19 protein-coding genes are annotated in these 21,010 nt (G+C 59.6%); 13 read left to right on the forward strand and 6 right to left on the reverse strand.

The annotated features are described in order from the left end of the window. Window positions 1-205 precede the first annotated feature (205 nt). The 6 genes from CKW16_RS01060 to CKW16_RS01085 all read left to right on the forward strand — a co-directional run bounded on the left by CKW16_RS01060 (window position 206) and on the right by CKW16_RS01085 (window position 8,224). Window positions 206-2,488 (forward strand): ABC transporter permease subunit, encoded by a 2,283-nt coding sequence (locus CKW16_RS01060; protein ID WP_095126873.1) that lies wholly within the window; start codon window positions 206-208, stop codon window positions 2,486-2,488. Between the two features lie 15 nt (window positions 2,489-2,503). Continuing rightward, window positions 2,504-4,174 carry a phosphate ABC transporter permease PstA gene (gene pstA / locus CKW16_RS01065; protein WP_095126874.1) on the forward strand — a complete coding sequence of 557 codons (1,671 nt, stop codon included), beginning with the start codon at window positions 2,504-2,506 and terminating at the stop codon, window positions 4,172-4,174. Window positions 4,175-4,331: 157 nt separating this feature from the next. Then, on the forward strand, window positions 4,332-5,165 hold the full coding sequence (pstB, locus tag CKW16_RS01070) for a phosphate ABC transporter ATP-binding protein PstB (RefSeq protein WP_046044998.1): 834 nt from the start codon (window positions 4,332-4,334) through the stop codon (window positions 5,163-5,165). Between the two features lie 71 nt (window positions 5,166-5,236). Continuing rightward, window positions 5,237-5,998 carry a phosphate signaling complex protein PhoU gene (gene phoU / locus CKW16_RS01075; protein WP_008150055.1) on the forward strand — a complete coding sequence of 254 codons (762 nt, stop codon included), beginning with the start codon at window positions 5,237-5,239 and terminating at the stop codon, window positions 5,996-5,998. Between the two features lie 167 nt (window positions 5,999-6,165). Continuing rightward, on the forward strand, window positions 6,166-7,119 hold the full coding sequence (locus tag CKW16_RS01080; protein WP_095126875.1) for a response regulator: 954 nt from the start codon (window positions 6,166-6,168) through the stop codon (window positions 7,117-7,119). A 208-nt stretch (window positions 7,120-7,327) separates the two neighbouring features. Next, on the forward strand, window positions 7,328-8,224 hold the full coding sequence (locus CKW16_RS01085) for a peptidoglycan DD-metalloendopeptidase family protein (protein ID WP_095126876.1): 897 nt from the start codon (window positions 7,328-7,330) through the stop codon (window positions 8,222-8,224). Window positions 8,225-8,337: 113 nt separating this feature from the next. On the opposite strand, the gene CKW16_RS01090 is transcribed toward CKW16_RS01085, so the two are convergent. The 3 genes from CKW16_RS01090 to phoB form a co-directional block, all read right to left on the reverse strand. Next, window positions 8,338-9,678, reverse strand: a complete 1,341-nt coding sequence (locus CKW16_RS01090) for a hemolysin family protein (protein ID WP_095126877.1) — start codon at window positions 9,676-9,678, stop codon at window positions 8,338-8,340. 123 nt (window positions 9,679-9,801) lie between these two features. After that, window positions 9,802-11,088, reverse strand: a complete 1,287-nt coding sequence (phoR, locus tag CKW16_RS01095) for a phosphate regulon sensor histidine kinase PhoR (RefSeq protein WP_219732363.1) — start codon at window positions 11,086-11,088, stop codon at window positions 9,802-9,804. Window positions 11,089-11,169: 81 nt separating this feature from the next. Further along, complete coding sequence (phoB, locus tag CKW16_RS01100) at window positions 11,170-11,859, reverse strand: phosphate regulon transcriptional regulator PhoB (protein ID WP_046045002.1); 690 nt, start codon at window positions 11,857-11,859, stop codon at window positions 11,170-11,172. A 152-nt stretch (window positions 11,860-12,011) separates the two neighbouring features. Here phoB and CKW16_RS01105 point away from each other — a divergent pair, with 152 nt between their 5' ends. Continuing rightward, the gene (locus CKW16_RS01105) at window positions 12,012-12,401 is read left to right on the forward strand and encodes a hypothetical protein (protein ID WP_095126879.1); all 390 of its coding nucleotides are present in this window, start codon (window positions 12,012-12,014) and stop codon (window positions 12,399-12,401) included. A gap of 150 nt (window positions 12,402-12,551) precedes the next feature. On the opposite strand, the gene ubiA is transcribed toward CKW16_RS01105, so the two are convergent. Then, the gene (gene ubiA, locus CKW16_RS01110; RefSeq protein ID WP_095126880.1) at window positions 12,552-13,442 is read right to left on the reverse strand and encodes a 4-hydroxybenzoate octaprenyltransferase; all 891 of its coding nucleotides are present in this window, start codon (window positions 13,440-13,442) and stop codon (window positions 12,552-12,554) included. After that, entirely contained in the window at window positions 13,442-14,005 is a 564-nt protein-coding gene (locus CKW16_RS01115; protein ID WP_095126881.1) for a chorismate lyase, read from the reverse strand. Before CKW16_RS01115 ends, ubiA begins: the two co-directional genes overlap by 1 nt. Before the next feature lie 200 nt (window positions 14,006-14,205). On the opposite strand from CKW16_RS01115, the gene CKW16_RS01120 reads away from it, so the two are divergent. From CKW16_RS01120 to CKW16_RS01130, 3 genes are all read left to right on the forward strand, one after another. Further along, entirely contained in the window at window positions 14,206-14,373 is a 168-nt protein-coding gene (locus CKW16_RS01120; RefSeq protein WP_074872076.1) for a rubredoxin, read from the forward strand. Between the two features lie 20 nt (window positions 14,374-14,393). Continuing rightward, window positions 14,394-15,542, forward strand: coding sequence for an NAD(P)/FAD-dependent oxidoreductase (locus CKW16_RS01125; protein WP_095126882.1), 1,149 nt, complete (start codon window positions 14,394-14,396; stop codon window positions 15,540-15,542). A gap of 192 nt (window positions 15,543-15,734) precedes the next feature. After that, window positions 15,735-16,010, forward strand: a complete 276-nt coding sequence (locus CKW16_RS01130) for an HU family DNA-binding protein (RefSeq protein WP_003213368.1) — start codon at window positions 15,735-15,737, stop codon at window positions 16,008-16,010. Window positions 16,011-16,099: 89 nt separating this feature from the next. Here the strand turns inward: CKW16_RS01130 and CKW16_RS01135 are convergent, their stop codons facing one another. Beyond that, on the reverse strand, window positions 16,100-16,495 hold the full coding sequence (locus tag CKW16_RS01135) for a DUF6124 family protein (RefSeq protein WP_095126883.1): 396 nt from the start codon (window positions 16,493-16,495) through the stop codon (window positions 16,100-16,102). Between the two features lie 905 nt (window positions 16,496-17,400). Between CKW16_RS01135 and tssA the strand changes: the two genes are divergently transcribed. From tssA to tssC, 3 genes are read left to right on the forward strand one after another with little or no spacing between them, the layout of a single operon-like run. Beyond that, entirely contained in the window at window positions 17,401-18,957 is a 1,557-nt protein-coding gene (gene tssA / locus CKW16_RS01140) for a type VI secretion system protein TssA (protein WP_095126884.1), read from the forward strand. 32 nt (window positions 18,958-18,989) lie between these two features. Then, a complete protein-coding gene (gene tssB, locus CKW16_RS01145) occupies window positions 18,990-19,493 on the forward strand; it encodes a type VI secretion system contractile sheath small subunit (protein ID WP_046045012.1) in 504 nt (167 codons plus the stop codon). 28 nt (window positions 19,494-19,521) lie between these two features. Then, a complete protein-coding gene (gene tssC, locus CKW16_RS01150; RefSeq protein ID WP_095126885.1) occupies window positions 19,522-20,997 on the forward strand; it encodes a type VI secretion system contractile sheath large subunit in 1,476 nt (491 codons plus the stop codon). The last annotated feature ends 13 nt before the right edge of the window (window positions 20,998-21,010 follow it).

Raw genomic sequence — 21,010 nt, forward strand, 5'->3', positions numbered from 1 at the left:
GCTCGCGATGGGGCGCCGCGTTTCACCTTTGAAACCGTGGCGCTACCATCGCGGGCAAGCCTCGCTCCTACAACGGCTCAGGGTTACCACGCAGGTAACCCGGCCTCCCCAAATTTTCGGTCCACTGCCAGTTTCCACGGGCGGCGGATTTGTTGCGTCACTGCATTGTCATCTTTCTGTCATACAGGATCGCTAGGGTGTGCGCATGACTGATCTGGCCAATTCCACCATGACTACAAATCCCCCCAAGCGAATTGACTTCAATACGCCTGAGCTGCAACGCAAGCGCCGCATCCGCGCGCTCAAGGATCGACTGACCCGCTGGTACGTCCTCGTAGGCGGCCTTGCCGTCCTCGGCGCGATCACGCTGATCTTCTTCTTCCTCGCCTACGTCGTCTTCCCTCTGTTCCAGGGTGCCGACCTGACCGCCAAAGACGCCATCACGCCCGCCTGGATGCAAGACGCCGGCAAGCCGTTGATGATCTCCCTGGAAGAACAGAACCAGGTTGCCATGCGGGTTTCCGACAAGGGCCAGGCACTGTTCTTTGATATCGACAGTGGCGCTGAACTCAAGCGTGTCGATCTGAAGGTTCCGGCCGGCGTCAGCGTGACTTCTATCGGTGAAGACCAGCCAGGTCATCCACTGGTAGCGGTGGGCCTGTCCAACGGTCAGGCACTGGTGTTCCGTCATACCTATAAAGTCAGCTACCCGGACGGCAAGAAGACCATTACGCCAGCCGTCGAGTATCCGTACGGTGAAACGCCGATCGCACTGAACGAGACGGGCGGCGCGCTGGAGCACGTCAGCCTTAACGCGACCGATTCGACCCTGATGCTGGTCGGCTCCACCGGTTCGCAACTCAATGTTTTGTCGCTGACCAGCGAAGAAAACATGATGACCGGCGAAATCACCAACGAGCAGAAGCGTATTGATCTGCCGCAGATGAACGAGCCGGTGAAGAACATCTTCGTCGACCCGCGTCAGCAATGGCTGTACGTGATTAACGGTCGCGCCCAGGCCGACGTGTTCAGCCTGCGCGACAAGAGCCTCAACGGTCGCTACAAACTACTTGAAGACGGCGAAGCGCAAATCACTGCCAGTACTCAACTGGTGGGCGGCATCTCGCTGATCCTCGGCGATTCCAAAGGCGGTCTGGCCCAGTGGTTCATGGCGCGCGATCCCGATGGTGAACAGCGTCTGAAGCAGATTCGTACCTTCCAGATGGGCACCGCACCGATTGTTGAAATCACCGCCGAAGAACGTCGCAAAGGCTTCCTTGCCCTCGACGCGTCCGGCAAGCTCGGCGTCTTCCACAGTACCGCTCACCGCACGTTGCTGGTCGATCAGGTGGTGGAAGGCCAAGGCATTTTCGGTCTGTCGCCGCGTGCCAACCGCATCATCGTCGAGGCCAACGGTAAGGTGCAGCCACTGTTGCTGGAGAACCCGCACCCGGAAGTATCGTGGAGCGCGTTGTGGAGCAAGGTCTGGTACGAGAACTACGACGAGCCTAAATACGTCTGGCAATCGACCGCGGCCAACACCGACTTCGAACCGAAAATGAGCTTGTCTCCGCTGACCTTCGGTACCTTGAAGGCCGCTTTCTACGCCATGCTGTTGGCCGCGCCGCTGGCCGTCGCTGCGGCGATCTACACCGCATACTTCATGGCCCCAAGCTTGCGCCGCAAGGTCAAACCGGTGATCGAGCTGATGGAAGCGATGCCGACGGTGATCCTCGGCTTCTTCGCCGGGTTGTTCCTGGCACCCTATGTCGAAGGGCATTTGCCGGGGATTTTCAGCCTGCTGCTGTTGATGCCGATCGGCATCCTGGTCGCCGGTTTCACCTTCAGTCGCCTGCCTGAATCGCTGCGCCTGCGGGTGCCGGAAGGCTGGGAAAGCGCGATCCTGATCCCGGTGATCCTGTTCGTGGGCTGGCTCTCGCTGTACATGAGCCCGTACATGGAAACCTGGTTCTTCGGCGGCGACATGCGCATGTGGATCTCCCACGACCTGGGCATCACCTACGACCAGCGCAACGCTCTGGTGGTCGGTCTGGCCATGGGTTTTGCGGTCATCCCGAACATCTACTCCATCGCCGAAGATGCCGTGTTCAGCGTGCCACGTGGCCTGACTCTTGGCTCCCTGGCCCTCGGTGCCACGCCGTGGCAGACCATGACTCGCGTGGTGATCCTCACCGCCAGCCCGGGCATCTTCTCGGCGCTGATGATCGGCATGGGCCGTGCAGTCGGTGAAACCATGATCGTGCTGATGGCCACCGGTAACACGCCGGTCATGGAAATGAACCTGTTTGAAGGTCTGCGAACGCTGGCCGCCAACGTCGCGGTGGAAATGCCCGAATCGGAAGTCGGCGGCAGCCACTACCGCGTGCTGTTCCTCTCGGCGCTGGTGCTGCTGTTGTTCACCTTCATCATGAACACCCTCGCGGAACTGATTCGTCAGCGTCTGCGCAAGAAATACTCGTCGCTTTAAGAAAGGTAGAAGTCTGTGAAACAGAACTCCCTGAAAGGATGGTTCAAGAGCGGCGCCCCCGGCGTCTGGATCAGCGGTGGCGCGGTGTCCATCGCGGTCATCATGACCATTGGCTTGCTGGCAGTGATTGCCGTGCGCGGTCTGGGCCATTTCTGGCCGGCGGACCTGGTGCACGCCAGTTACGACGTGCCGGGCCAGGCCAATCACCTCGTCATCGGCGAAGTGGTGCAGAAAGAAGAAGTGCCGCGCGAGCGCCTGAAAAGCGCTGGCCTGCCGGTGCCCGATCAGGGCCCGGAGTTCATGACCCGCGAGCTGATCAAGGTCGGCAACCGTGACTTGAACGGCACTGACTTCACGTGGATTGTCGGCGAGTGGCTGACTAACCAAACGACCCCGACTGAGCTCATGGCTATCGAGCGTCGCGAATGGGGCAACTTCTACGGCTACCTGGTCAACGTCAAACAGGACGGCAAGGTCATCGCTGAAGGCGAAGCGGCGTGGCCTGAGTTGCAGGCGCGTGTGGAACGCGTGAACAAGCTCGCCGCGCAGCTCAAAACCCTTGAAAAGGTCGACATCGGCGCGATCAACGCAGGTCTGGAGCGTGTGCGTCTGCACGGCCGCAAACTGGAGTTGGCAGGCCAGCTCGACGCTGCCGCACAAGCGGACATGGAATCCGAGCGCGCTGAGCTCAATGCGCGCTATCAAGACATCGAAGCCCGTCTGAATGACCTGCACGCCCAATTCAACCGCGACAGCCTCACGGCCCGCGATGCGAACGGCAAAGAAATCGAAATCAGCATCGGTAAAGTGGTACACGCCTACCAGCCGAACGCGATGGGCACCGTTACCAAGATCGGCTTCTACTTCAGCAAGGTGTGGGAATTCCTCAGTGATGACCCGCGTGAAGCGAACACCGAAGGCGGGATCTTCCCGGCGATTTTCGGCACCGTGATGATGACGTTGATCATGGCGATGATCGTGACCCCGTTCGGCGTGCTGGCGGCGGTTTACCTGCGTGAATACGCCAAGCAGAACACGCTTACGCGGATTATCCGCATCGCCGTGAACAACCTGGCCGGTGTTCCAGCCATCGTTTACGGCGTGTTCGGTCTGGGCTTCTTCGTCTACGTATTGGGCGGATCGGTTGACCGGTTGTTCTTCCCTGAAGCATTGCCGGCACCGACCTTTGGTACGCCGGGTCTGCTCTGGGCGTCCTTGACCCTGGCGCTGCTGGCGGTACCTGTGGTGATCGTGGCCACGGAAGAAGGTCTGGCGCGGATTCCTCGCACCGTGCGCGAAGGCTCGTTGGCCCTCGGCGCAACCAAGGCTGAAACCTTGTGGAAGATCGTGCTGCCGATGGCCAGCCCGGCGATGATGACCGGCATGATCCTCGCGGTGGCTCGCGCCGCCGGTGAAGTGGCGCCGCTGATGCTGGTAGGTGTGGTGAAACTGGCGCCGTCGCTGCCGCTGGACGGCAACTACCCGTACCTTCACCTGGACCAGAAGATCATGCACTTGGGCTTCCATATTTATGACGTCGGCTTCCAGAGCCCGAACGTCGAAGCTGCGCGGCCGCTGGTGTACGCCACGGCGCTGCTGCTGGTGCTGGTGATCGCCACGCTTAACCTGTCGGCCGTCTACATCCGTAACCACCTGCGCGAAAAATACAAAGCGCTGGATAGCTAATACCGCCGCTCCCTGTAGGAGCACAGCTTGCTGGCGATGGCGATCTTGAAGACGCCATCGCGGGCAAGCCTTGCTCCTACAAGACGGCAACACCGCTGGCCCATTTTGTGAGGCCAGCGGCCAACCGAACCGAATTTGTTAGCACAGGGAGCCTCCCATGCAGCACGAAGCACATACCCACGGCATCAACATGTCGGCGCTGGGTCGCGACAAACAGAGCCTGAGTCTCGAGCAGGAAACCGTGGCCATTGAAGTGCCGGGCCTGAGCCTGTTCTACGGTGACAAACAAGCGCTGTACGACGTCAGCATGAACATCCCGAAACAGCGCGTGACCGCCTTCATCGGCCCATCCGGCTGCGGCAAGTCCACGCTGCTGCGCACCTTCAACCGCATGAACGACCTGGTGGATGGCTGCCGTGTCGAAGGCGAGATCAACCTTTACGGCAACAACATTTACCGTAAGGGTGAAGATGTCGCCGAGCTGCGTCGTCGCGTCGGCATGGTGTTCCAGAAGCCGAACCCGTTCCCGAAAACCATCTACGAGAACGTGGTTTACGGCCTGCGCATCCAGGGCATCAACAAAAAACGCGTACTCGACGAAGCCGTCGAGTGGGCGTTGAAAGGCGCGGCGCTGTGGGACGAAGTCAAAGACCGTCTGCACGAGTCGGCACTTGGGCTGTCCGGTGGTCAGCAACAACGTCTGGTGATCGCTCGCACCATCGCCGTGGAGCCGGAAGTGCTGCTGCTCGACGAACCGTGCTCGGCACTCGACCCGATCTCCACGCTGAAAGTCGAAGAGCTGATCTACGAACTGAAATCGAAGTTCACCATCGTCATCGTGACCCACAACATGCAACAGGCCGCGCGGGTTTCCGACTACACGGCGTTCATGTACATGGGCAAACTGGTGGAATTCGGCGACACCGATACCCTGTTCACCAATCCGGCGAAGAAGCAGACCGAAGACTACATCACTGGTCGCTACGGCTAGGAAGCTGTTGTTGCTCACTGAACTGACGCTGCGGTCCACCGCACCTTACCGGACGCTCCAAGGACGCCAACATGATTAGTAAAGAAGGCCTTACCCATCACATCTCCGCGCAGTTCAACGCTGAGCTCGAGGAAGTGCGCAGCCACCTCCTGGCCATGGGCGGGCTGGTGGAAAAGCAGGTCAACGACGCGGTGACCGCGCTGATTGAGGCCGACTCCGGCCTGGCCCAGCAGGTTCGCGAGATCGACGACCAGATCAACCAGATGGAACGCAACATCGACGAAGAATGCCTGCGCATTCTGGCTCGCCGTCAGCCGGCAGCATCGGACTTGCGTTTGATCATTAGCATCTCCAAGTCGGTGATCGACCTGGAGCGCATCGGTGACGAAGCGACCAAGATCGCCCGTCGCGCCATCCAGTTGTGTGAAGAAGGCGAAGCCCCGCGGGGTTACGTCGAGGTTCGCCACATCGGCGACCAGGTCCGCAACATGGTTCGCGATGCACTGGACGCCTTTGCCCGCTTCGACGCCGACCTGGCGTTGTCGGTGGCCCAGTACGACAAGATCATCGACCGCGAATACAAAACCGCGTTGCGTGAGCTCGCCACCTACATGATGGAAGACCCGCGCTCTATCTCGCGGGTCTTGAGCATCATTTGGGTGCTGCGTTCGCTGGAACGGATCGGCGACCACGCACGCAATATCTCGGAGCTGGTGATTTACCTGGTGCGCGGCACCGACGTGCGGCATCTGGGCCTCAAGCGCATGAAAGAAGAAGTTGAAGGCACAAGTGGCGAAACCGCTAATGTTCCGGGCAAAGCTGACGATAAGTAAGATTGCCTGAGAAAAGCGCCCGGCCTTTTGGCCGGGCGTTTTTGTTTGTGGTTGATGAATTCGAAAGCAGCACCCGCGAACGAAAAGTCCCGGCGTGACTGAAGGTTTTTGGCAATGTGCCATCAGCAAAGCGGTATGCTTGCCGGGATTTTTTAAAGGGGTGATGGATGAGTAAGGTCAGTGTGTTGGTCGTGGACGACGCGTCGTTCATTCGTGACCTGGTGAAGAAGTGCTTGCGCAACTACTTCCCGGGTATCCGGATCGAAGACGCGGTCAACGGCAAAAAGGCTCAGGCCTTGCTGGCACGGGAAGCGTTCGACCTGGTCCTGTGCGACTGGGAAATGCCGGAAATGTCCGGTCTGGAGCTGCTGACCTGGTGCCGCGAGCAGGACAACCTCAAGACCATGCCGTTCGTGATGGTGACCAGCCGTGGCGATAAAGAGAACGTCGTCCAGGCGATCCAGGCCGGGGTTTCCGGCTACGTCAGCAAGCCGTTCACCAACGAGCAACTGCTGACCAAGGTCAAGCAGGCCCTGAACAAGGTCGGCAAGCTCGATACCTTGATGAACAGCGCGCCGACCAAAATGAACTCGGCGTTCGGCAACGATTCCCTGAGCGCATTGACCGGTGGCAAGGCTGCCGTGGTCGCGCCCGCAGCAGCGCCGGTCAACCCGTTCGCCAAACCTGTCGCCGCCGCGCCAGCCCCGGCGGCTGCTGCTGCGTCTCGCGGTCTGCTCAACAGCCCGCCGATCAAGCCTCCAGCGTCCTCCGCGGCGCCAACGGGCGGTCGTGGTCAGGGCCAACTGCGCCTGCCGAACGGCATTCAGCAATGTGTGATCAAGGCCTTGAGTCTCAAGGAAGCCTTGCTGGTGGTGAAACGTACCGACACCCTGCCGCAAGTGCTCGACAGCGCCGTGCTGGACCTGGAGCAGGGCGATAACGCCGAAACCGCCCGTCTGAACGGCTACCTGCACGCCATCGTCGCCCACGAGCCAAAACCCGACAGCGACTGGTTGCAACTGACCTTCCGCTTCGTCGACCAGGATGCGCAGAAGCTCGATTACATCTCCCGTTTGATAGCACGTGGTACGGCGCAGAAGCATTTCATACCCGGCGCTTAATCTGTACCGCTGATCGGCTGATCGTTCCCACGCTCTGCGTGGGAATGCCTCTCGGGACGCTCTGCGTCCCTGCGGCTGTGACGCGGAGCGTCACTGGCTGCATTCCCACGCAGAGCGTGGGAACGATCATTTGAAACATCTGCCGACTACCTGGGTCCATTGCAGCTGCTAGGCTCTTTCCCAGGCCTTACTCGACAGAATTTTGCCCATGCTCGCGCGCCTGCTGTTTCTCTGCGGTCTTTTCATGGCATCCGCCTCGGCGATGGCCATGACGATCTACAAGTCCACCGACGCCAGTGGCGTGGTCTCCTACAGCGACCGCCCCACGACGGGCTCCAAGGTGTTCGTTTTTCGTGATCGCATGGTCGAGAATCTAGAGCGCCAGGTGTACCTCATCATCACGAAGAAGAAGGGCGTGGACAGCGTTTACGTGCGCAATGACTTGTATGCGCCGGTAGAAATCGAGTTGAGCTTCGGCGGGCTGAAGAACGTCAGTGGTGCGCCAAGCCGACCGATTCGCCGGGTGATGCCGGCACGCAGCAGTATTCGTCTGGCGCTGCTCACAGCCTCGCAGCCCGGAAGGCCGCTCGCGTATGTCCCAAAATTTGAATACTCCCTGGGCGACCCCTCAGGGGCCGCTATGGCCTATCGATACCCGTTGCCCTGGCGCGGCGGACCGTTTCGGCTGAGTCAGGGCGCCAACGGTCAATACAGCCACTTTGGTCCAAAGAACCGCTACGCCATGGACATCGCCATGCCGGTAGGCACGCCGATCATCGCGGCGCGAGGCGGTGTAGTGGTGAAAACCGAGAATGCCCAGACCGGGCGCGGCACCGATCCGTCGGGTAATTTCGTGCGGGTGCTGCACGATGACGGGACGATGGGCGTGTACCTGCACCTCAAGCGAGGTTCGGTGAGCGTTCGCGAGGGGCAACGGGTGTCGGTGGGGAGTCCGCTGGCCTTGTCGGGCAATACCGGCAACAGCAGCGGGCCGCACCTGCATTTCGTGGTGCAGCGCAATACCGGGTTGGGGCTGGTGTCGATCCCGTACCAGTTCAATCAACCGGTGGGTAGCCTGCCGAACTTTGCGCTCGGCAAACAGTGAGGTGTTGCCTGTTCTGACGCCTTCGCGAGCAAGCCCGCTCCCACAAGGTCTGTGCAAAACCTGTGGGAGCGGGCTTGCTCGCGAAGGGATCGACGCGGATCCGGATCTGCGTATTAATCGAGCATCAACACCTTGGCCAGAATGATCTTCGGCCCTTTCATCTTCTTGATGATGATCCGCAAGCCTTCGACTTCCAGCACTTCTTCCTCTTCCGGCACCCGTTTCAGGGTTTCGTAGACCAGCCCGGCGAGAGTTTCGGCTTCGATGTGGTCCAGGTCGATGCCCAGCAGGCGCTCGACCTTGAACAGCGGCGTGTCGCCGCGCACCAGCAGCTTGCCCGGCTGGTACGCGAGGATCCCGCGCTCAGCCTTGCGGTGTTCGTCCTGAATGTCGCCGACCAGTACTTCCAGCACGTCTTCCATGGTCAGGTAGCCGATGATGTTGCCGTCGGCCTCTTCAACCACGGCGAAGTGCGAGCCGCCTTTGCGGAACTGTTCCAGCAACTGCGACAGCGGCATATGGCGCGAAACGCGCTCCAGCGGCCGGGTCAGTTCGGCGAGGTTGAACGACTCGGGAATGTGGTCCAGAGCCGCCAGTTCCAGCAGCAAATCCTTGATGTGCAGCAGGCCGACGAACTCCTGACGATCGCTGTCGTACACCGGATAACGGCTGAACTTGTGGCGACGGAACATCGCCAGGATTTCCTTCAGCGGCGCGTTGAACTCCAGCGTCACCAGGTCTTCCCGGGAATTGGCCCAGTCGACCACTTCCAGCTCGCCCATTTCCACCGCGGAGGCCAAAACGCGCATGCCTTGGTCGCTCGGGTCCTGGCCACGGCTGGAGTGCAGGATCAGTTTCAGTTCTTCACGGCTGTAATGGTGCTCGTGATGCGGGCCGGGTTCACCCTGGCCGGCGATCCGCAAGATCTGGTTGGCGCTGGCGTTGAGCAGGTAGATGGCCGGGTACATGGCCCAGTAGAACAGGTACAGCGGCACCGCCGTCCAGAGCGACAGCAGCTCGGGTTTGCGGATGGCCCAGGATTTCGGGGCCAGTTCGCCGACCACGATGTGCAGGTACGAAATGATGAAGAACGCCGTGAAGAACGACACGCCTTTGACCACTTCGGCGGACTCTACGCCGACAGCGCTCAGTACCGGCTCGAGAATATGGGCGAACGCCGGCTCACCGACCCAGCCCAGGCCGAGGGAGGCGAGGGTGATACCCAATTGGCACGCCGACAGGTAGGCATCGAGCTGACTGTGAACGGTGCGCAGGATATGTCCGCGCCAGCCGTTTTTATCAGCGATGGCCTCGACCCGGGTCGAGCGCAATTTGACCATGGCAAATTCCGCCGCAACGAAAAAGCCGTTGAGCAAAACCAGGATCAGAGCAAAAAGAATCATGCCGAAATCGGCGAAGAGTGTCGCGAGGGTCAAGCCAGGGGAAGGGTCCATGATGGAGTTTTGCGGGTTCCGTGTATTCGAAAGGAAAGAAAAAAGTGCGCCTGAAGGGCAGGCACAAGTCAGCCAATGTAGCGGCTGACCGTGCGATTGCCTAGTGGCGCGTGCCGGCCGGTATCAGTCGGTGGCGCTGATGACCCGGGATTTGGTGACCTGAGCCGGCGCAAAATGGCAGGTAAAGGTGCTGCCGTGCCCCGGCACACTGCTGATTTCCATCCGTGCGCGGTGGCGCAGCAGCACGTGTTTGACAATGGCCAGCCCAAGCCCGGTGCCGCCGGTGTTGGAGTTGCGGCTGGAATCGACGCGGTAGAAGCGTTCGGTCAGGCGCGGCAAGTGTTTGCTGTCGATGCCGATCCCGGAATCCTGCACGCTCAGGTGTGCGCCTTGCTCATCGCCCCACCAGCGGATGCGGATATTGCCTTCGGCCGGGGTGTATTTCACCGCGTTGAACACCAGATTGGAAAACGCGCTGCGCAATTCGGCTTCGCTGCCCTTGAGCAGAATCGTCGGGTCGGCTTCCAGGGTTATTTTCTGATTGCGCTGGGCGGACAGTTGCTGAGCGTCGCTCTTGATCGATTGCAGCAAGCCGTCGATGGCCACTGGCTGGTTGTCCGACGGGTAATCGGTGGCTTCCAGTTTGGCCAGCAGCAGCAAATCGTTGAGCAACGTCTGCATGCGCCCGCCTTGCTGCTGCATCTGCTGCAAGGCACGGGACCAGCGCGGGTTCACGTCCTCGACGTTGTCGAGCAGGGTTTCCAGATAACCGCAGATCACCGTCAACGGCGTGCGCAGTTCATGGGAGACGTTGGCGATGAAGTCTTTGCGCATCTGTTCCAGTTGATGGATACGCGTCACGTCGCGCACCAGCATCAAGTGTTCGTTGTTGCCGTAGCGGGTGATGTACAGCTGAATGCGCAGACGGTCGTTGATCGGTGACGGGATTTCCAGCGGCTCGGCGTAGCTGTCCTGCTCGAAGTATTCCTTGAAGCGCGGATGACGGACGAGGTTGGTTACCGGCTGGCCGCTGTCTTGTGGAGTCTTGAGGCCGAGCAGGGTTTCGGCGGCGCGGTTCCACCATTCAAGGTTGCCGTCGCTGTCGAGCATGATCACTGCGTCTTTCAGCGCGGCTGTGGATTCCTGGACCCGGTCGATTACCGCTTGCAGACGCCCGCGTACGCGTTGATCGCGGCGTTGCAGGTGGTAGATGCTGTCGAACACTTCGCCCCACAGGCCATAACCATCGGGCGGTGCTTCATCGGGTTTGTGCAGGCGCAGCCATTCGTGCAGTCGCAGCAGTTGCTTGAGGGTCCAGGCCAGGTAAAGGCCCAGGCCCGCGGCGAGGCTCCAGCCGTAGTAGCCGGTAATCAGGCCGATCACCAGGCAACCGGTCACCAGTAAAAGCATGTGGCGGATCAGGGTGCCATGCCAGTTTTGGTTCACTTGAACGCGCGTCCTTGTCAGCTTGTCGGGCGGGAAAGGTCCGGATCAGGCCTTGGTGGAGAACCGGTAGCCGGTGCCGCGCACGGTTTGTACCAGATTTTCGTAAGCATCGCCGAGGGCTTTGCGCAGGCGGCGGATGTGCACGTCGACGGTGCGCTCTTCGACATACACATTGCCGCCCCAGACCTGATCCAGCAACTGGCCGCGGGTGTAGGCACGTTCCTGGTGGGTCATGAAGAATTGCAGCAAACGGTATTCGGTCGGGCCCATCTCGGCGGGTTTACCGTCGATGGTCACGCGGTGGCTGATCGGGTCCAGCAGCAGGCCGCCGACTTCGATCGGTGTCTCGCCATCGGTAGGACCGGCACGGCGCAGCACGGCTTTCAGGCGCGCAACCAGCTCACGAGGGGAAAAAGGCTTGGTGATGTAGTCATCGGCGCCGACTTCCAGGCCCTGGATCTTGTTGTCCTCTTCACCCTTGGCGGTGAGCATGATAATCGGGATGTCCCCGGTCAGCTCATCGCGCTTGAGGCGTCGGGCCAGTTCGATGCCGGACGTGCCGGGCAGCATCCAGTCGAGCAGGATCAGGTCCGGCTTGCGGTCGACAATGATGGCGTGGGCCTGCTGCGAGTTCTCAGCCTCCATGCAGTCATAGCCGGCCATTTCCAACGCAACGGCGATCATTTCGCGAATGGGCGCTTCGTCGTCGACGATCAGAATGCTCCTGCCAACCATGCCTTAATCCTCTTGTCATTTAACTGTCTTGCGCCGCATTAGATAACGGAATTATTGCAGTCGTGTGACAGTATTTTAGTCGCCCGGCGATTGTCATGATCCTGAACTAAGCTCTAAGTCCGAATCCTGACAACCACAAAAGGAAGGTTTCCATGAAGCACATCGCTCAATCCTGGAAGGCGCTGCTGGTCACTGCCGCGCTAACGCTGCCGACAATGGCCTTCGCCGAAGATCCGGGCATGGTTAAAGACGGCATGTTGGTCGACCACAAGGGCATGACGTTGTACACCTTTGACAACGACACTGGCGGCAAGTCGGCGTGCACCGGCAAGTGCGCAGAAAACTGGCCGCCGCTGAAAGCCACTGCGGCCGACAAGGGCGATGGCAAAAAGTGGACCGTCATCGAGCGTGACGATGGCACGATGCAGTGGGCGTTCGATGGCAAGCCGCTGTACTACTTCGTTCAAGACAAGAAGCCAGGAGACATGACCGGCGACAAGAAAATGGACAAGTGGCACATCCTCCAAGGGCCGAAGATGTAAACCTGTAGCAGCTGGCGAAGCCTGCGTCCGGCTGCGAAGCAGTCGTAAATCCTGCGCACGCGGTTCATCTGATACACCGCATAAACAGACTTTACGACTGCTGCGCAGCCGAACGCAGCCTGCGGCAGCTGCTACATAAAAGCGTGTCCATCAACGCAGTCCGTAATCCAGCACGATCCCGACAAAAATCGCCAACCCGGCCCAATGGTTGTGCAGAAACGCCTTGAAGCAACGCATCCGGTCTTTGCCGCGGGTGTACCAGAACTCCCACGCAAAACAGCCCGCCGCCGCCAGCAATCCCAGGTGGAACCAGCCGCCCAACTCGAATTTCGACCCGGCCAGCAGCAGGCAACCCAACGCCAACCCTTGCAGGATCAGGATGATCATCCGATCCGCATCACCAAACAGAATCGCCGTGGATTTCACGCCGATCTTCAAATCGTCGTCGCGGTCGGTCATCGCGTAATAAGTGTCGTAGCCGACGGTCCACATCAGATTGGCGATCCACAGCAACCACGCCGCCGCCGGGAGTTCACCGGTCTCGGCGGTGAACGCCATCGGCATGCCCCAAGAGAACGCCGCGCCCAACACCACTTGCGGGTAATAGGTGTAGCGCTTCATGAACGGGTAAGTGAGGGCCAGTGCCAAACCACCGAACGACAGCCAGACCGTTGCCGCATTGGTGCACAACACCAGCAGGAAACTCACGCCCATCAGCAGTGCGAAGAACACCAGCGCTTCTTTGGAACTGATCTTGCCGCTCACCAATGGCCGCTGTTCGGTGCGTTTCACGTAGCCATCGACCTTGCGGTCTGCCCAATCATTGATCACGCAGCCGCCGGCGCGGGTCAGCACCACGCCCAGGACGAAAATGACGATATTGGCCAGGGAGGGCGACCCTTTACCGGCGATCCACAGTGCCCACAGCGTCGGCCACAGCAGCAGATAAATGCCGATCGGTTTGTCCATGCGGGTCAGCTGAATGAAATCCCAGGCCCGTGGATTCAAGCGATTCAGGGACTTGAGCAGGCTCTGATACATCAGCAGTTCTCCGGATGGGCGCGGGTAGCGTTCCACAAGGTCGGCAAGAAAATTTCGGCCACCAGCACGCTCAAGGCGCCGCGGTCGAAACGCGAACGGCGGCCCCACAGTTCAGGTGCCCGGGACTCCATCGGCAGCCACTCCTGAGGATAGTGACAAACCTCAATGACGCGCCGTTGAAACGCCTGATCGCAAAACAGCAATTCGCCCAGGGAGCGGCTGCCCAATTCGTCCATGTGCAATCCGTCGCCCTGCAACGCGCTGCGCGCTGCCACGCTGCGCGCAAATACCCAGGCTTCGCCGTGGCCGCGCAGATACACCTCGCGAACCCAGCCTTCGCTGCCTTCGGCCAGGTCCAGCGCGGCACATTCGTCGGCGCGAAGCGGTTGCCAGCCTTCGAAGAGTGGCGTGACGCTGAAACCGTCATTCGACAAACGGATCAGCCGTCGGGTCAAAGAGCTTTCATCGAACAGCCAGTCGAGGGTAGACGTGTCGGGGAGGGGCGTCAGTTGGCTTCGAGGGAGCCAAAGCGGGGTCGCGGCAGAGGATTTTGAGTGCGGCACAGTGAGTCATTATTGGCAGCAAATGAGGCGGCGAGCTTACCATGTCAGCCTGCGATTTTGATTGATCCGGCCGGCCATTGCGTCGAACAGGCTTGCATCTGCCGGGCCCGATCAGTACAAAACGCGCTGAGCCGGACGGCAGCGCTCCAACCATCGACCGTTCGCGCCGGCAAAAGCCTGAATCTTGAGGATGTACGTGAATGAAAAAGTGGCAATGTGTGGTCTGCGGCCTGATCTACAACGAGGCCGACGGCTGGCCGGATGACGGCATTGCGCCGGGCACGCAGTGGCAGGACGTGCCGGAAGACTGGCTGTGCCCGGACTGCGGCGTCGGCAAGATGGATTTCGAAATGATCGAAATCAACTAAGACATATAGAGGAGTAAGGAATGAACGCACCTGTCGTGATCGTCGGCACCGGGCTGGCTGGCTACAACCTGGCCCGGGAGTTTCGCAAACTCGATGGCGAAACCCCGCTGCTGCTGATTACTGCAGATGACGGACGCTCCTACTCCAAGCCGATGCTCTCCACCGGCTTCGGCAAAAACAAAGACGCCGACGGCCTGAGCATGGCCGAACCCGGCACCATGGCCGAGCAGTTGAAGGCCGAAGTGCGTACACACACGCGCATCAGCGGCATCGACCCTGGCCACAAGCGCTTGTGGATCGGTGAGGAGGCGGTGTTTTACCGTGACCTGATCCTCGCCTGGGGCGCGGAAACCGTGCGAGTGCCGATCGAAGGCGATGCGGCTGACGCAGTCTTCCCGATCAACGACCTGGAAGACTACGCGCGCTTTCGCGCAGCGGCGGCCGGCAAGCGTCGGGTGTTGTTGCTCGGTGCCGGCCTGATTGGTTGCGAGTTCGCCAACGACCTGATCCTTGGTGGCTACGAGGTGCAACTGGTTGCACCGTGCGAGCAGATCATGCCGACCCTGTTGCACCCGGCGGCAGCCGCTGCAGTCCAGGCCGGGCTGGAAAGCCTGGGCGCACGCTTCCACCTCGGGCCGGTGCTCAATCGCTTGCAGCGCGTTGCTGACGGACTGGAAGCGCATCTGTCCGATGGCCAGGTGATTCCTTGCGATGTGGTGGTGTCGGCCATTGGTCTGCGTCCGCGCATCGACCTGGCGGCTGCGGCCGGTGTGCAGGTCAATCGCGGCGTAGTGGTCGATCGCCACCTGAAAACCTCCCACGCCAATATCTATGCCTTGGGCGACTGCGCCGAAGTCGATGGGCTGAATCTGTTGTACGTGATGCCCCTCATGAGCTGTGCGAGAGCGCTGGCCCAGACCCTCGCCGGAAACCCGACGGCGGTGAGTTATGGCCCGATGCCCATCACCGTTAAAACGCCGGTCTGCCCATTGGTGGTTTCACCGCCACCACGGGGTTTGGAGGGCGTCTGGACGGTCGAAGGGCAGGGCGCGGACATCAAAGTATTGTGCCGCGATGCCAGCGGCAAACTGCTGGGTTATGCCCTGACAGGCGCGGCCGTGATGGAAAAACTGGCCCTGAACAAAGAGCTTCCGGCACTGCTGGCGTAAATACCGGACGTTCTGTCGGAATCACCCCTCTTTTGCCCTTACAAAGGTCGCGCCGAGACTGGCGCGGCTCTTCGCTGCGTGCCATCCTCACTCCCGTCTGCCGCAGAGTAGAGCATCTGCGGCGCTTTGGGCGCTGTTCCAACGAGAACAGCACGGACATAACAACAAAAAACCGTCAAAGGGGCTTCACTAATGCGTAAACCAGAACTCGCCGCTGCAATTGCTGAAAAAGCAGACCTCACCAAAGAGCAGGCCAACCGCGTTCTCAACGCCGTTCTCGAAGAAATCACCGGCGCTCTGCACCGCAAGGACAGCGTTACGCTGGTGGGCTTCGGTACCTTCCTGCAACGCCACCGCGGTGCCCGCACCGGCAAAAACCCGCAAACCGGTGAGCCCGTCAAAATCAAGGCCAGCAACACTGTTGCGTTCAAGCCAGGCAAATCGTTGAAAGACAGCGTTAATCCGTAACACGCACCGACTTCCCGCGTAGCGGGTGAGCGGGATAAAAAATGGGCACGCCAACTTGGTTGGGTGCCCATTTTTTTATGGGTGGCGGTTTAGGTGACGCGGGTTTGTTGCTTGGCGAAAATCGCCGCCATCTCGGGTTCATCCAGATGATCCAGTGTTCGCTCCACCAACAAATGCACGCCGTCAGCCATGCGGCTGAGCGCCAGGGCTACGGAGCGGCGGGAACCGTCCACATCGTCGGCGAGGTTGGCGGCGATGGCGCTGATGGACAGCAAATCTTCCGAGGCATTGGCGAGAAGGGTTTCAGGGTTGATGCCCGGGCAGACGCTGAAGAGCTGGCCGTTGCGTTTTGGTGGTTTGGGGTCGGCTGGCGGGAAGTGATGGTCGAGGGCGCGCTCGGCGGCTTCGCTGAGTTTGTTTGAATCGGGGCTTTCGTAGGGAGAGACCGGATCGGTGTCGGGTGGGTTGGGTGTGACCTTGAACATGATCTTCAATTCCTTGAATGATGCTGACAACACTTCGCCGACTAAACGAAGGGGTGGCAGCTGTACGCAGGTTAGTCGGACCGGGGAATTGAAGAAGCCGGCGCACCCGAAGGTGCCCTACGCACAGCCACCATCAAATGCAGGTAGGAAATACCTGTCTGACAGAAGCTTGTGCAACTTCAATTACCAGCGAGCGACTAAACCCGATCACTGATGGGCAGTGACAGGAACCAAATTACCGACCGACCCCAAGGCGCACAAGCCGGCGGATTCTGGCGTAGCCGTAGGCAACGGCGCAAGGTGTTGTAGCTTGCAGGACGTTACCTTGAGGCGTTTTAAACAAGCGCTTTCGAGTGGTGTTTAACCATCGTAAATGTTGGCACTCCTTAAATCCCGATATGAAATTTCCGCGATACCGAAAGTTCCAATGTGGAACTTTGTTTTGTGAATGGGGTGCCATCACCGTGATGGCACTTTTCATACAGACTGTTGTCGCTCCAATTTGTTGAAATATGACAGCGCCTTTCGGAAGCCTCCTACATTTAATATTTTTTATTGTTGTCATGATTCAGACGCGTGGCAGCGATTCAATCGGCAGCGACCGCGGGTGATTGACAGTGATGGCTCTAAGTCGGTGGTTTCCGATCGATACGCCGGGTGAGGAAACATTAAACTGATATCAGGGAATCCCTTGCGATATATAAGGAATTCTCCTGCGTGCAATAGAGACGCTTCGTCTCGTTGTTTAATCAGATGCTTGCTAGTGGCCATCATCGTGAGTACGATGCGCGCACTTGAAAGAGCACGAACTCAATTGGATGAGACTCATCGCAGCTCTTTGATTCTGTCTCGCGTCGTTGGAACTCCAATAGACGTATGACTGTAATCCTAATTAAAGGCCATGGATGTCCTACTCAAGCAAACTTTCCGCTCATTACCTCGAACTCGCAAAAGCCTCTGTTTCCAAAGAGAATTTCGCGGGCGAGGACGTTCGCTTTTCGAGCGAATATGAGGTGCTGGAAAGCGAGCTGGGCAAAGCCTCGTCCATGCACGAAAGCGGTCAGATCGACTGGCTGAAAATCCGCGAAAACAGTGAAAACCTGCTGCGCACCCAGTCCAAGGACTTGCGGGTTGGCGCCTGGCTGACCTGGGCGCTGTACCAGCGCGAATCCTTTCAAGGGCTGCTGGCCGGCCTCGGTTTGCTGCACTACCTGTGCGAAAGCCACTGGGCCGAAGTCCACCCGAACAAGGCCCGCACCCGCTCCGCTGCCATCAGTTGGCTGGTACCGCGTCTTGAGCAGGTGCTGACCGAAAACGTCGCGATCAAAGAGCAGTTGCCGATGTTCCGGCGGCTGGTCGAACACCTTGAGGGTCTCGATGCCGCTTGCACCGAGCACTTGGGCGATGATGCGCCGTTGCTGCTGCCGATCTCCCGCCGCTTGAAAAACATGGTTCAGCGCGCCGCCGACAACCAGCCCGAACCGGGTGTGGTGGGCGCCGCGGTGGCCCAGGTCAAACAGGCTGCCACGCAGTTGTTCACCCCCGGCGCACCGATCGATAACGAGAAAGAAGCCCACAAGGCCCTGCGTGCCCAGCAGGAAAGCGCGCGACCGTTGTGTGCCTGGTGGCTCAAGCAGAAAGCCACCGACCTGCGCGCCTTGCGCCTCAATCGCACACTGTTGTGGTTGCCCATCGACGCGGTGCCCGAGCGCAACGCCGAGCAGATCACCGTTCTGCGTGGTTTGCCAGCCGACAAGCTCAAGGCCTATCAGGACCGTTACGACCAGGCCAAATACGCTGACCTGCTGGTGGAACTGGAGGCGAGCCTGGCGAAGGCGCCGTTCTGGTTCGATGGCCAGCGAATGGTCTGGGAGTGCCTCCAGGGGCTCAACGCCGAGATGGCTATGCGCGAAGTGGAAATCCACTTCGCGCTTTTGATTCAGCGCCTGCCCGGCATCATCGAATTGCGTTTCCATGACGGCGCCCCGTTTGCCGATCCGGCGACCCGCGCCTGGGTCAGCGCCCACGTCATGCCGCACCTGCAAAGCGCCAGTGCGCCGCGCAAGGTCGAAGTCGCCGACAGCCAGCCGGCCTGGGAACTGGCCCTGGAAGAAGTCTTGCCGATCCTGCGCAAGGACGGCCTCAAGGCCGCCGTGCAGATCCTCAAGCAAGGCTTGCAGAGCGCCCACGGCGGACGGGTCCGATTCTTCTGGCAGTTCGCCCTCGCGCGGCTGTGCTTCATGGCCAAGAAATACGAACTGGCCAAGACCCAACTCGAAACCCTGGACCAAACATTACAGGACTCAGGCCTGAACGCCTGGGAGCCCGATCTTGCGCTGGAAGTGCTGCATTTATTGCATAGCTGCTGCGAGTTGTTACCGCAGAACCATGCCGTACGTGAACGCAAGGAAGAGATTTATCGCAGGCTGTGCCACCTCGATCTCGAAGTGGTACTCGAATAGGCCCCAGGGCCACAACCGCAAGGAGAATAGCCATGGCCAAAGAAGGCTCGGTAGCCCCCAAGGAACGCATCAACGTCACTTTCAAACCTGCCACCGGTGGTGCTCAGGAAGAGATTGAACTGCCGTTGAAACTACTGGCAATCGGTGACTACACCCACCGCAAGGACGAACGTAAAGTCGAAGATCGCAAGCCGATCAGCATCGACAAGATGACCTTCGACGAAGTGCTGGCCAAGCAAGAGCTGCAGCTGACGTTGAGCGTACCGAACCGTCTTCAGGAAGAAGGCGACACTGAAGAACTGGCCGTGAAACTGCGCGTCAACTCGATGAAGGACTTCAACCCGGCCAGCCTGGTCGAGCAAGTGCCTGAGCTGAAAAAACTGATGGAACTGCGCGACGCGCTGGTGGCCCTCAAAGGTCCGCTGGGTAACGCGCCTGCGTTCCGCAAAGCCATCGAAGGCGTGCTCGCCGACGACGAATCCCGCGGTCGCGTACTGGGTGAGCTGGGCTTGAACGCCGCAGCCCAGGACGCCTGAGTCTCCATCAGCCAAGGAAGCCAACACAATGAGCACTAGCGCAGCACAGCAAAAGAGCAAAGAGAACGGCGAATACAGCATTCTCGACAGCATCATCGCCGAAACCCGCCTGACGCCGGACGACGAAGCCTACGACATCGCCAAGCGCGGTGTGTCGGCCTTCATCGAAGAGCTGCTCAAGCCGCAGAACAACGGTGAGCCAGTCAAGAAGGCCATGGTTGACCGCATGATCGCCGAGATCGATGCCAAGCTCAGCCGCCAGATGGACGAAATCCTGCACCACCCGGCCTTCCAGTCTCTGGAATCGTCGTGGCGTGGTCTGCAGTTGCTGGTCGACCGCACCAACTTCCGCGAAAACATCAAGATCGAAATCCTCAACGTCTCCAAAGAAGACCTGCTGGACGATTTCGAAGATTCGCCGGAAGTGATGCAGGCTGGCCTGTACAAGCACATCTACACCGCTGAGTACGGTCAGTTCGGTGGTCAGCCGGTTGGCGCGATCATCGCCAACTACTTCATGTCCCCAAGTTCGCCGGACGTGAAACTGATGCAGTACGTGTCCAGCGTTGCCTGCATGTCGCACGCGCCGTTCATCGCCGCGGCCGGCCCGAAATTCTTCGGTCTGGAAAGCTTCACCGGTCTGCCGGACCTGAAGGATCTGAAAGATCACTTCGAAGGCCCGCAATTCGCCAAATGGCAGAGCTTCCGCCAGTCGGAAGACTCCCGTTACGTTGGCCTGACCGTGCCGCGTTTCCTGCTGCGTAACCCGTACGACCCGGAAGAAAACCCGGTCAAATCGTTCGTGTACAAAGAAACCGTCGCCAACAGCCACGAGCACTACCTGTGGGGCAACACCGCCTACGCGTTCGGCACCAAGCTGACCGACAGCTTCGCCAAATTCCGCTGGTGCCCGAACATCATCGGCCCGCAGAGCGGTGGCGCGGTTGAAGACCTGCCGTTGCACCACTTCGAAAGCATGGGCGAAATCGAAACCAAGATTCCTACCGAAGTATTGGTTTCTGACCGTCGTGAATACGAACTGGCCGAGGAAGGCTTCATCTCCCTGACCATGCGCAAAGGCTCCGACAACGCGGCGTTCTTCTCCGCAAGCTCGGTGCAGAAGCCGAAGTTCTTCGGCATCAGCGCAGAAGGCAAGGCAGCAGAGCTGAACTACAAGCTCGGCACCCAACTGCCGTACATGATGATCGTCAACCGCCTGGCTCACTACTTGAAAGTGCTGCAGCGCGAGCAACTCGGTTCGTGGAAAGAACGTACCGACCTCGAGCTGGAACTCAACAAGTGGATCCGCCAGTACGTGGCCGACCAGGAAAACCCAAGTGCCGAAGTCCGTGGCCGTCGTCCACTGCGCGCTGCCCAGATCATCGTCAGCGATGTTGAAGGCGAGCCTGGCTGGTACCGCGTCAGCCTGAACGTGCGCCCGCACTTCAAGTACATGGGTGCCGATTTCACCCTGTCGCTGGTTGGCAAGCTGGACAAAGAGTAAGCGGAGCTAACTC

The organism is Pseudomonas sp. Irchel s3h14, from assembly GCF_900187425.1.
In the GTDB taxonomy this organism is placed as follows: domain Bacteria; phylum Pseudomonadota; class Gammaproteobacteria; order Pseudomonadales; family Pseudomonadaceae; genus Aquipseudomonas.